Origin of the sequence: Epilithonimonas pallida, assembly GCF_900182975.1 — a bacterium.
GTDB lineage: Bacteria > Bacteroidota > Bacteroidia > Flavobacteriales > Weeksellaceae > Epilithonimonas > Epilithonimonas pallida.
The window spans coordinates 107,884-120,485 of record NZ_FXUO01000003.1 but is presented as its reverse complement, the minus strand read 5'-3'; the positions used below and the strand labels follow the sequence as shown (position 1 = coordinate 120,485).

General features: G+C 37.2%; 9 protein-coding genes. 3 read left to right on the top strand and 6 right to left on the bottom strand.

Annotated elements, in window-relative coordinates; genetic code table 11:
* Positions 1–108: 108 nt before the first annotated feature.
* Positions 109–2,001: a molecular chaperone DnaK gene (dnaK, locus tag QOL71_RS06625; protein WP_283416158.1), complete on the bottom strand. Its 1,893-nt coding sequence runs from the start codon at positions 1,999–2,001 to the stop codon at positions 109–111.
* A gap of 142 nt (positions 2,002–2,143) precedes the next feature.
* Positions 2,144–3,391 (bottom strand): T9SS type A sorting domain-containing protein, encoded by a 1,248-nt coding sequence (locus QOL71_RS06620; RefSeq protein WP_283416157.1) that lies wholly within the window; start codon positions 3,389–3,391, stop codon positions 2,144–2,146.
* A gap of 236 nt (positions 3,392–3,627) precedes the next feature.
* On the opposite strand from QOL71_RS06620, the gene ppk1 reads away from it, so the two are divergent.
* The 3 genes from ppk1 (at position 3,628) to QOL71_RS06605 (ending at position 7,763) form a co-directional block, all read left to right on the top strand.
* Positions 3,628–5,697, top strand: a complete 2,070-nt coding sequence (gene ppk1 / locus QOL71_RS06615; protein ID WP_283416470.1) for a polyphosphate kinase 1 — start codon at positions 3,628–3,630, stop codon at positions 5,695–5,697.
* Between the two features lie 40 nt (positions 5,698–5,737).
* Entirely contained in the window at positions 5,738–6,628 is an 891-nt protein-coding gene (locus QOL71_RS06610; RefSeq protein ID WP_283416156.1) for a Ppx/GppA phosphatase family protein, read from the top strand.
* 115 nt (positions 6,629–6,743) lie between these two features.
* On the top strand, positions 6,744–7,763 hold the full coding sequence (locus QOL71_RS06605; RefSeq protein ID WP_283416155.1) for an LLM class flavin-dependent oxidoreductase: 1,020 nt from the start codon (positions 6,744–6,746) through the stop codon (positions 7,761–7,763).
* A gap of 397 nt (positions 7,764–8,160) precedes the next feature.
* Here the strand turns inward: QOL71_RS06605 and QOL71_RS06600 are convergent, their stop codons facing one another.
* From QOL71_RS06600 to QOL71_RS06585, 4 genes are all read right to left on the bottom strand, one after another.
* Positions 8,161–8,469 (bottom strand): hypothetical protein, encoded by a 309-nt coding sequence (locus tag QOL71_RS06600; RefSeq protein WP_283416154.1) that lies wholly within the window; start codon positions 8,467–8,469, stop codon positions 8,161–8,163.
* A 15-nt stretch (positions 8,470–8,484) separates the two neighbouring features.
* A complete protein-coding gene (locus tag QOL71_RS06595) occupies positions 8,485–10,032 on the bottom strand; it encodes a flotillin family protein (protein WP_283416153.1) in 1,548 nt (515 codons plus the stop codon).
* Between the two features lie 12 nt (positions 10,033–10,044).
* On the bottom strand, positions 10,045–10,611 hold the full coding sequence (locus QOL71_RS06590) for an NfeD family protein (RefSeq protein ID WP_283416152.1): 567 nt from the start codon (positions 10,609–10,611) through the stop codon (positions 10,045–10,047).
* A 69-nt stretch (positions 10,612–10,680) separates the two neighbouring features.
* Positions 10,681–12,477 carry a ComEC/Rec2 family competence protein gene (locus QOL71_RS06585; RefSeq protein ID WP_283416151.1) on the bottom strand — a complete coding sequence of 599 codons (1,797 nt, stop codon included), beginning with the start codon at positions 12,475–12,477 and terminating at the stop codon, positions 10,681–10,683.
* Positions 12,478–12,602: the final 125 nt, after the last annotated feature.

Here is a 12,602-nt window from a genome sequence, read left to right as displayed (position 1 = left end):
TGTTAAAAAATCGATTAATGATTTTGTATTTTCTGCTTTGAATATTTCAATATAAAAAAATCCCCTCGCTTACGCTCGGGGATTTATATTTAATCAGTCTCTGACTGCCTATTTTACTTCTTCGAAGTCTGCGTCCTGTACATCTTCACCTCCTGCATTTCCAGCATTCTGAGCTCCTGCATCTGCACCTTGAGCGCCTTGCCCTGCTGCATACAATTCTTCTGAAGCTGCCATCCAAGCTGCATCTAATGCTTCTGTTTTAGCTTTTACGTCGTCTGCATTTTTAGCTTCGAAAGCTGTTTTCAATTCTCCGTGAGCTGCTTCGATTGCTGCCTTTTTATCTGCAGATAATTTCTCACCAAACTCTTTCAATTGTTTTTCAGTCTGGAAGATCAATCCATCAGCTTTGTTGAAAATCTCAACTTCTTCTTTTCTCTTAGCGTCTGCTGCAGAGTTTTCCTGAGCTTCTTTTTTCATTCTTTCGATTTCTTCTTCAGAAAGACCAGAAGAAGCCTGGATTTTGATAGACTGCTCTTTACCGGTTCCTTTATCTTTAGCAGATACACTTAGGATACCATTCGCGTCGATATCGAAAGTTACTTCGATTTGAGGAACACCTCTTGGAGCTGGCGGAATATCTGTAAGGTCGAATCTACCGATCTCTTTGTTATCGTTGAACATTGGTCTTTCACCCTGTCCTACTCTGATGCTTACAGCCGGCTGGTTGTCAGAAGCTGTAGAGAATACTTCAGATTTTTTAGTTGGGATCGTAGTGTTCGCTTCAATTAGTTTAGTGAAAACAGAACCCATAGTTTCAATACCCAAAGAAAGTGGAGTAACATCTAATAAAAGAACGTCTTTTACATCACCTGTTAATACACCTCCCTGAATAGCTGCACCGATTGCAACAACCTCATCCGGGTTAACTCCTTTTGAAGGTTTTTTACCGAAGAATTTTTCTACTTCTTCCTGGATGATCGGGATTCTTGTAGAACCACCTACCAAAATTACTTCGTCGATATCTGAAGTTGACAAACCTGCATCTTTCAACGCTTTAGCAACCGGCTCCATAGATCTTCTTACAAGATCTGCAGATAATTGCTCGAATTTAGCTTTAGTCAAAGTCTTCACTAAGTGTTTAGGACCTGTAGCTGTAGCTGTAATATATGGAAGGTTAATTTCAGTTTGTGGAGAAGAAGATAACTCGATTTTTGCTTTTTCAGCAGCTTCTTTCAATCTTTGTAATGCAATTGCATCAGATTTTAGGTCAACACCTTCTTCAGCTTTAAATTCGTCTGCCATCCAGTTGATGATCACATCATCAAAGTCATCACCTCCTAAATGCGTATCGCCGTTTGTAGACAATACTTCAAAAACACCGTCACCTAGATCAAGGATAGAGATATCGAAAGTACCACCACCAAGGTCATATACAGCGATTTTTTGATCTTTATGGTTTTTATCAAGACCGTAAGCTAATGCTGCAGCAGTAGGTTCGTTGATAATTCTTTCTACTTTAAGACCAGCGATTTCACCAGCTTCTTTAGTAGCCTGTCTTTGCGCATCGTTGAAGTATGCAGGAACAGTGATTACCGCTCTTGTTACTTCCTGCCCAAGATAATCTTCAGCAGTTTTCTTCATTTTCTGAAGGATCATTGCAGAAATTTCCTGTGGAGTGTATTCTCTGTCGTCGATTTTTACTTTTACCGTATCATTTGGTCCTGATACTACTTTATAAGGTACTCTTGAGATCTCAGAAGCATCATCTTTAAAGTGTGTTCCGATAAATCTTTTGATAGAATAAACCGTTTTTGTAGGGTTTGTTACTGCCTGTCTTTTTGCAGGATCTCCCACCTTTCTTTCGCCATCTTCTGTAAATGCTACAATAGACGGCGTCGTTCTTTTACCTTCTGCGTTAGGAATTACAACAGGGTCTTTACCCTCCATTACAGCAACACAAGAGTTGGTTGTTCCTAAGTCAATTCCAATTATTTTACTCATTTTATATGTTATTTTTTGTTATTAAAATTTATAATCACGAAATCTCAACATTTATACCACGGCAGCAATTGTGACAAATTGTCATCAATAAAAAAACTCCGCAATAGCGGAGTTGTTATAATAGGAGTTGGTTTTACTGTAACTATTTTTTGATAAATTTCATTGATTTTATGAAAGCTCCATTATCATAAGTTCTTACAAAATAAGTTCCTGCAGGAAGATTTTTCACATCAATCTTATCTGTTTCATTTTTAACAAAAGCTTTTTTTACTAGTTTTCCATCATTGCCAAAAATCTCAACTTCTGAAATCTTAACCAATGGTGAGGCAATGGAAATATAATTTACTGCAGGATTTGGAAATACATTAATTGAATTGGCTTTTTCCACATCATCTACAGCCAGTAAGGAACAAGCGTTAGAATTCAGCAGGCTCGCTCTCGGACCCGCCATTGTATTTTGAGCAATCGTCTTTTGACCATTTGAGAACATTGCCATTTGATTATCGTAAACATAATCCATGTAGTTCATAAACATAGCACCACTTGATGTAGTGACACAGGTATAAATATTAATATTACTTGGCTTATCGAAATGAGGAAAATAGGTTGCTGGTGTATCAGCACAGAAGTCATCCCAGCCTGTTTTTCCACAATTATTTTTATTTGGAGTTGTTCCGTAATCTTCAACAGATCCCCAAGGATGTTCTAATCCAAAATAATGTCCGATTTCGTGAGTTGCAGTTCTTCCTTTATTATAAGGAGAAGCAGCTGTTCCCATCGTTCCGAATTGCTTATATCCTATGGCAAGGCCATCATAGGCTGCACCAGCCGAATCTGGCAGATAGGCCCAGCCTAAATAATCTGCTGACATATTGCCCACCCAAATATTTAGATATTTTGTAGGATCCCAGGCAACCAATCCGGAAGATTTATAATAATTATTATCAAAGTCAAAACTGGAAGTTACAGATTTTCTTTCAATACCATTTGTGTTGGAGCCATCTGGCTTTTTAGTTGCCATACAGAAAGCCAATTCCATATCCGCAGCCACACCTTGAAAATAGGACGGTACAACGCTATTGAAGTCAGCATTCAGCTTTCTGAAATCGTCATTCAGAACTTTTATCTGTGAAGCAATCTGAGCTTCCGAAATATTCATAGTACTGTTGGAATAAAGCACGTGAACTACTACGGGTATTGTAATAACTCCAGCTCTCTTGTTTGCATTGTAATTATTATTTACTAAAAAATCTTTCAAAGCCTGCCTGTTTGCAGCTGCTTCCGGATTAGCAGCAAAAAATTCTGCCATTTTTTTATCTGTCCCACAAGTTCTCTGTCCATAAGCGTTTAGAAAAAGAGCACTTACCAATGTTAATAGAATTTTCTTCATAATTTTTAAATTTCCAATAAAAGGGAAGCAAATGTATTAATTTTTATCAAATGACAAATATCTTTTTTAAATATCTAAAATCCATTTCATTATCATTGAGTTTAAAACATTTTATAATCTATTTAAAAATTAATTGACATTTAAGAAACATACAAAATTGTCAAAACATTGTAGTTTGCGTCCCACAAATTATTCCAATGGATTTTATTAATTTTGAGATCATCAAAACCTCATCAATGCCACAACAATTCAATCCGCGCGATGTCACCTGGCTGGGCTTCAATGCCAGAGTTCTTCAGGAAGCAATGGATAAAAGCGTTCCGATACATCTCAGAATTCGTTTTCTTGGAATTTTTTCCAACAACCTGGATGAGTTTTTCCGTGTTAGAGTTGCCGGATTGAAACGTGCAATGGACTTCAAACAAAAGGTTCTTGCCGAATCTTTTTATGATGCGCCTTCAAAAATCCTTCAAAAAATCAATAAACTTGTAATTAATCAGCAAGAAGATTTTGACAGGACGTGGAAAGATGTTCAGCGCGAAATGGCTAAGGAGAAAGTTTTCATTAAAGATTATAAGCATCTGACTACTAACCAGAAGGAATTTGTCATAAAATACTTCGATGAAGAAGTAGAATCTAATGTGATTCCGATATTGCTTCATGACAACAAGCCGATGCCTTATCTGAGGGAAAAAAGTCTTTTTATTGGTGTCGCAATGCGAAGAAAAGAATGGCAGTACGAAAGCCAATATGCCATCATAGAAGTTCCGGTAACGGCCAACGGAAGATTTGTCCTGCTGCCAACAGATGACAAAGAGCAGAAAGATGTAATGCTTCTGGAAGATGTGATTATTTACAATCTTCCGCACATTTTTTCCTATTTCGGATATGATGAATTCACAGCACATTGTTTTAAAGTGACCAAGGATGCAGAATTTGATTTGGATAATGACATCAAAACAACCTTGGCAGACAAAATCGAAAAAGGTGTCAAAAGCCGGCGAAAAGGAAAACCTACACGTTTTGTTTTCGACAAAGAAATGGATAAAGCGCTCTTGGAATTTCTTATCAAAAAACTCAATCTCAACAAGCGAGACAGCATTATTCCAGGCCAGAAGATTCACAACTTCAGGCATTTTATGGATTTTCCGGATGTATTCAAAGCTTACCAAAAACCTGTTGAAAGATCTTCTTTCATCCATCCGGAGTTTGCCAACAAACAGAGAGTGACAGACGTTATCATCAAGAAAGATGTTTTGCTGACTTTCCCTTACCATTCATATGATTCAGTTATCGATCTGTTGAGAGAATCCGCAATGGATCCGGATGTAAAATCAATCCAAATCACAGCTTACAGATTGGCCTCAAGTTCGAAAATCGTGAATGCACTGATTAATGCAGTCCGAAATGGCAAAGAAGTGACAGTAATGCTGGAACTGCGGGCAAGATTTGATGAAGAAAATAATCTTGAATGGAAAGAGAGACTGGAACTGGAAGGCGTCAAAGTACTTCTCGGGATTCCCAATAAAAAAGTACACGCCAAACTATGTGTCATCAAGAAAAGAGTAAACAACAGGACCATTCAATATGGCTTTGTGAGTACCGGCAACTTTAATGAAAAAACAGCCAAAATCTATGGAGATCATTTGCTGATGACTTCCAACAGGGTAATAATGGCAGACATCAATAAAGTGTTCAATGTTCTCAGCAAACCGAAAGCCGACCCAACTCCGGCTCTCAAAACCTGCAAAAGCCTCCTGGTTTGTCCCCAGTTTATGAGAGAAAAAATCATTGCTCACATTGATAAAGAAATTGAAGAAGCCAAAGCCGGACGCAAAGCAGAAATGATTATCAAAGTTAATTCCCTGAGTGATAAAACTTTGATTTTGAAACTTTACGAAGCTGCAGAAGCTGGTGTTGATACCAAAATGATTGTCCGTGGAATATACTGCGCCGTTAATCAGAAATATTTTAAGAAAAAAATCTATGCCATCAGTATTGTGGACGAGTATCTGGAGCACGCCAGAGTGATGTATTTTTACAACAAAGGTGCAGAAAACATGTACATCTCTTCTGCCGACTGGATGACAAGAAACCTGGATTACCGTATCGAAGCAGCAACACCCATTTTGCAGAAAAACCTGAAAAAGGAACTGAAGGAACTCCTCGAAATCCAGCTACAGGATAATGTGAAAGCCAGAATTCTTGATAAAAATATGAGAAATGAATATGTAGAATCTGACAAGAAACAAAAAATCAGGTCGCAGATAGAAACCTATAATTATCTCAAAAACCAGAAATATTAAGAATTTACTTTAAATTTATGCTTTAAATTCCCCTCAAGAAATGATAATTGCTGCTATAGATATCGGAAGTAATGCCGCCAGACTGCTGATCAATGAAGTAAAACCATCCAACGGAAAAGCAGAATTCACTAAGCTGAATCTCCTGAGAATCCCTTTGAGATTAGGTTTTGATGTGTTCAGCAACGGTAAAATCGGCGCCGAACGAAAGCAAATGGTCATCAACACGATGAAGATCTTTAGCCAACTGATGACTATGTACAAAGTGGATCATTACCGCGCCTGTGCTACCAGTGCAATGCGCGACGCCAAAAACGGACAGGAAATCATCGACATTGTAAAACAAGAGGCCGATATCAATATAGAAATCATTTCTGGTGATGAAGAAGCAACTTTGATTTATGAGAACCACGTAGCAGAAGGATTAGATAAAGATTTTGCTTACCTGTATGTTGACGTAGGAGGCGGTTCTACAGAGCTCACGTTCTATGAGAACAACAAAATGAAGTATGAGCACTCTTTTAACATCGGAACCATCAGATTTCTCAACGGATTGGTTTCCCAAGAGATGTGGGAAGAGATGAAGAATGAAATCAAAGACAAAATCAAGAGCAAAAAGCCTGTCGTAGCTATTGGTTCCGGGGGAAACATCAATAAGATTTTCTCTCTAAGCAAAACCAAAGATGGCAAACCAATGCCTGTTTCCGTCATCAAAAAATACCTCAAAGAGATGCAAAACCTTTCGGTGGAAGAAAGAATGCATTACTATCAATTTCGCGAAGACCGTGCCGATGTTATTGTACCAGCATTACAAATCTTCAACAATGTGATGACCTGGGCAGAAATCAAACATATCTATGTTCCGAAGATTTCTGTGGCAGATGGACTCGTAAAAAGCATTTATTACAATCTCAAGAAAAAGAAATCAATCTGATTTTTATGTTCCGTAATTCTCCCGACAAAAATTTCTGACACATTCATAATTACCCTACATCAATGCCGGGCAAAATCCAAAAGTCTAAATTTGTATCTATAAAAATGAGATTATTATGGAATTAGGAATAGGTATGTTCGGAGATGTTTCTTTGGACAACAAAACCGGAAAATATAGAGATGCCAGCGTAAAACTTAACGAGATCCTTGAACAGGTAAAATTGATGGACCAGGTTGGTCTGGACGTTTTTGCGATGGGCGAGCATCACCGTGCAGATTATGCAGTTTCTTCTCCCGAGATTCTTCTGGCTGCCGCTGCAAGCATCACGAATAATATAAAACTAGCAAGTGGCGTAACAGTTCTAAGCTCATCGGAACCTGTAAAAGTCTATGAGGATTTCTCAATGATTGATCTGATTTCAAAAGGTAGAGCAGAGATTTTTGTGGGAAGAGGAAGCTTCATTGAGTCTTTTCCATTATATGGTTATGATCTGTCGGATTACAATCAGTTATTTGAAGAGAAATTAGACCTTTTACTGAAGATCAATAATGAAGAAAATGTTAGCTGGAGTGGCATCCTGAGAAGACCGATGGAAAACCAAACGGTTTACCCAAGAGCTTTCAACAACGGCGTGCTACCAATTTGGATTGCTGTTGGCGGAACTCCGGAATCTGTTTTGAGAGCTGCTAAATTAGGATTACCATTAATTGTCGCAATCATTGGCGGAATGCCGAGACAGTTCAAAAACCTCATCGAGTTTTACAAGCAGGAATATCTGAGAGCAGGACACGACGAGAGCAAAATGCAGATTGCCATCCACTCGCATACCTTCGTAAGTGATGATCAGAAAGATATTGATCAATACTTTTTCAATTACAAATCCCAGATGGACAGAATTGGCAGAACCCGAGGATGGGCACCTTACACCAAAGAGCAGTATGATGGCGGAAGAAGCAAAGACGGTGCATTATTCATTGGAAGCGCAGATGAAGTGGCAGAAAAAATCAATGAGGTGAAAGAACTGTTTGGATTGACAAGATTTATCGGGCATATGGATGTTGGGGATCCGGCACACGACGTGATGATGAATTCTATAGAATTATTCGGGGAAAAAGTAGCGCCAATAGTAAGATAAGTCAATAAGATTTTTTCAATTCAACCCTTTCAGAGTTTGAAACTCTGAAAGGGTTTTTTATTGTTTTTTTTAAATGATTTTTTGACTTTGATTAGTCCGATGAACAGGACGTTTGAAGAGGTGGTCAAAAACGTCTTGATGTTTTCACTAAAACAACTTGATGTTTTGGTAAAAAGGTCTTGATGTTTTCGTTAAAACGTCTTGACTTTTTGATATTCATAAGGACGAAAATTACTCTCTCTGTAAGTCCGATGGGCAGACATTTGTAAAGGTAGTCAAAAACACACGTGTCTTTTCATTAAAACACACGTGTGTTTTTACTAAAACGTCCGTACCTTTTCAGAGAAGGATACGGACGTTTGTTATAATTGATGAAGTTTTATATTAATAATTACTTTCAATCAGTAAGATTTAATAAATTGTTTCCTGCAGACTCTACATAAATTTCATCAAAATCTACCGAATCCAATATGCCAATTCCACCTTGCGGTTTCAATTCTACATTATTATCAAGAAAAATTCTAAAATTAAAGTCTTCCATATTAGAAACTCCTTTTTCTTCATAATGCTTTTGGATAATTATCTGGTACTTTTGATAATTATCATTTTTAATCAAATCTCCTCCAATCACTCCCATACTTTCATCTATAATAGTAAAGAATACTTCTCCTATTTGCTTTTCATCAATATATAAATAGCCTTTCATTTTTTAATATAAAAATTAAGAATGCCCTGCGCCATCTTCCGCTTTCGGAGGTGTTTCAGTTTTCAATTCTTTCACCTCAACGACTTGCTTTCCATCTTTACCTTTAAGGTAAGCTGGTAGCTCTAATCCAGCCATATTGAACAGATCATTGAGTGGCGGAACAGTTTTCATCATTCCCGAAACGAAGTTGGCAGTTGAGGTATTGCCATCCGGATTGTTGCCGCTGTCCCAAACGGTTACTTTATCAATCTTGATATTCTTCACCGCCTCAACCTGGGTTTTAACCAACTCCGGTAATTTCTCAATCAACAATAACTGGAAGGCACTGTTGGTATCGCCACCTGCAGCCTGAACCACTTTGTCGTAACCTTCTGCTTGTTTCGTCAGGATTTCGAATAAACCTTTTGCTTCAGCTTCCATTTTAGCAAAGATCGCATCAGCTTCACCCTTTGCCTGCAATCTTATTTTTTCAGCTTCGGCTTGCGCATCGATGATTGCTTTTTGTTTTGCAATTTCCGCAGGAACTACAATGTTAGCCTGTTGAGTGGAACGTTCTCTTTCCGCTCTGGCAGTTTCCGCTTTTTGTTCAGCCACATAGGATTCTTCCAAAGCTTTCGCTGCCTGAACTTTTTCCGCTGCTGTAGCTATTCTCAAAGCTTCTGCTTCTTTCTCTCTTCTTTCCGCATCGGAATTGGCAATTGTAATTTTTGCTTCGTTCTCCCCTTTTACCGCCAGTGAATTGGCTTGAGACGTAGCGATACGCGCATCCCTTTCAGCTTCGGCTTTACCAATGGATTCATCTTTCCCGGCTGATGCAATGCTGATTTCCCTATCTTTTTGAGTAATCGCAATCTTAACGTCTCTGTCTCTTTGTGTCTCGGCGATCTGCGTATCTTTTTCCCGGTCGGCAATTGCTTTTCCAGTTTCCCCGATTTTGGTTTGTTCTGCTACGGAAATAATCGCTTCGTTAATTGCTTTAGCTGCTGCTTCTTTTCCAAGAGCCTCGATGTAACCGGACTCGTCTCTGATATCGGTAACGTTAACGTTGATTAATTTAAGACCAATTTTCTTTAATTCAGTATCAACGTTTTTAGAGATATTGTCTAGGAATTTATCTCTGTCTGAGTTGATTTCCTCAATCGTCATCGTTGCAATGACTAAACGTAACTGACCAAACAAAATATCTTTTGACAACTCCTGAATCTGCTCCGGAGATAATCCCAATAACCTTTCTGCAGCGTTGCCCATAGAGTCCGGTTCGGTAGAAATCGCAATCGTGAATCGACAAGGCACATCCACACGGATATTCTGTCTTGATAAAGCATTAGTTAAATTAGCTTCAATTGAAATCGGTTTCAAATCCAGATAAGCAAAATCCTGAATCACCGGCCATACAAACGCACCACCACCGTGGATACACTTGGCAGAGCTGCCGCCGGTCTTTCCGTAGATGACCAAAATCTTGTCGGACGGACAACGTTTGTAGCGCGAAATCAGCGCCAAGAATGTTACAAATAATACGAATACTCCGACCAAAATCAGAATAAAAGTTCCATTAATCATAGTTATGAATTTTTAAATTTTTTCAACAATTAGTATTTTTTCTTCGATGCGGACAATCTTCACCATGTTTCCGGAAGGGATTTCTTCGGTTTCGGTTATCGCCAATAGTTCGTGATTGGTACCATTCAGTGACACCTGGACTTTGCCTTTACCTGATTTGTTTGCAGGAATTCTTAAGTAAACTTCCGCTGTTTTGCCAATCAGTTTATCGATATTGAAGGTATTGTCTTCTGTCAATTTCAAAATCTGTTTGATAACAATAAAAAAGATAACCACAAACAGACAACCGACAATTGCAGCGAGAATAATAAGAAATGTTTGGTTTTGAAAACTGTTATAAAAAGCTACACCTGTCCATCCAAATCCCATCAGAAAATTGATCAAATTCCGGAACGAGAATAGTTGGAATGGCCCATGAACGGCATCAAAATCACCATTAAAGTCAGCGTGCAAACCGTCGGTGAAATCGGTACCAACAATCGTAAAAATCAATTGAATCAGGAAAATGAGACTGGCAATAATAGCTACCCACCAAAAGGCCTGCTGTAAAGCACTCATCCCGATAAAGAAATCCATCATAGTTTTTGTTTTTCCTAAAAATACATATTTCTTATGAAAAAGACAAGACTTTATTTATAAAAACTATAATTACTTAAAATCATATTGTTTTCCCTGATAAACGAAAGATCCCGAATCTGAAGGAATATAATTGATTTTAAAATCCTTAATTCGTCTTGAAGTCATATAAGGCTTGATAACAAAATCTAAAATCTTGTCTTCGTTTTTATTTGATTTCATCCAAAATGTAACTTGGTCTTTGTCTTTGACGCTCACGATTTTTTCTTTGTAAAAGCTGTGAACCAGCATTTCTTCTTTATTGTATTGATGAAAATTAAATGCAATTCTAAGTGCGAAAAATAGCATTAGACAAAACCCAAACCTCAACAGATTCTTCGGATTGAAACAATCTTTTATTACGAATTTTAAAAAGTAAATTATTAAAAGTAAAATGCTTAATTCTATCAAATTAACTGAGATATTACGGCTCATCAATGATTCAAAATCGGAAAACCAATGAATGAGTTTTAGAACATAGTCAACGAAACCATCAAAAATAGAATACAAATACGGCATATTATTGAATCCAAAAGCAATCAAAATCACCATCAATAAAGAAGAAACAATGATAATCTCGGACAAGGGAATAATCAAAAGATTCGCAACAATTGATATAAAAGAAAACTGATGAAAATAATAAATCGCTAAGGGTAAGGTTGCAATCTGCGCCGCAAAAGTCATTGCTGAGATTTCATAAAAGAATTTTTCCGCTTTGAATCTTGGTTTTCTGAACAGTTTTTTAATGGGATTCGTCAACCACCAAATGCCCAAAACCGCTCCATAACTCAATTGAAATCCGACATCAAATAATTGATTTGAATCGACAATCAAAAGAATAAAAGCCGATAACGCCAAAGAATGCAGCAAGTCCGACTTTCTCTGCAACAAAATCATAATATAATAACACGTAATCATCAGACAGCTTCGCATTACGGAACTTCCATAATCGATGAAAACAGCGAAAGTCCAAATCAAAAGAATACTAAGAATAATCGAAACTTTTCTAAATTGAACAGGAAGAATTTGATTCAAAATCAACAACGTTATCCAGAAAATAATCACCATGTGCGAACCTGAAATCGCCAAGAGATGCACCAAACCGGTTTGATTAAAATCCTTAACGGTCTCAGCATCCATTTCCGTTCGGTCCGCGAGAATAATGCCTTTCAAAAACTCCTGGATCTTCGGAGATAGAGACGAATGATTGATTTGATTCAGAATATCCAATCGCTTTTGTTTGATTTTATCTTCAAAAGAAACAGATAACTTATCGCTTTTTAGTATGTCATTCGGAAGATAAGCCTGGAAATAAACACCTTGTCTTGCTAGATACTTTTTGTAATCGAACTGAAAATCATTCTTGATTTCTTCCGATGTGTAGATGTAAACTTCAGCTTTATAATAATGTTCAAAATCTAACGCTTCAACATCTTTTGGAATACTGATAACTGTTTTGAAAGGGAAACTCTCTTTTTGTTTTAAATCCGAAACGTCAAGAATATCAACATAATATTTCCTGTTCTTTTCATTGGAATTAAGCTTCTTATCCACTTGAAAAACAATGGTTTCTTTTTCTTTTAAAGTTGGAAAGTTGGGTTGTTGAGAATTCTGAAAATGAACAAAAATTCCTATTGAAAAAAAGAAAAATCCTAAACAATAATATTTGATGCGTTGAAAAAAATGATTTTTGATTAATAAGGAAATTAGTGAAACTGACGAGATTATTAGAAATGAAAAGACGATCACCTGACACATAATCAGGTGTTCCTGAAATAGAATCCCGAAAATGAAACATAGCAGCAATATAAGTAATGGCTGTTTTTTCATTGAAGTTCATTTGTGTTTTTAATTTGTTTTATGAAAGGCTTTGACTCCGATCAGCCTGACATTTTGACATTCTACAAGTTCAATATAACAGCGGTTATTATTAGAGCTGTCACACTGAGCGTAAT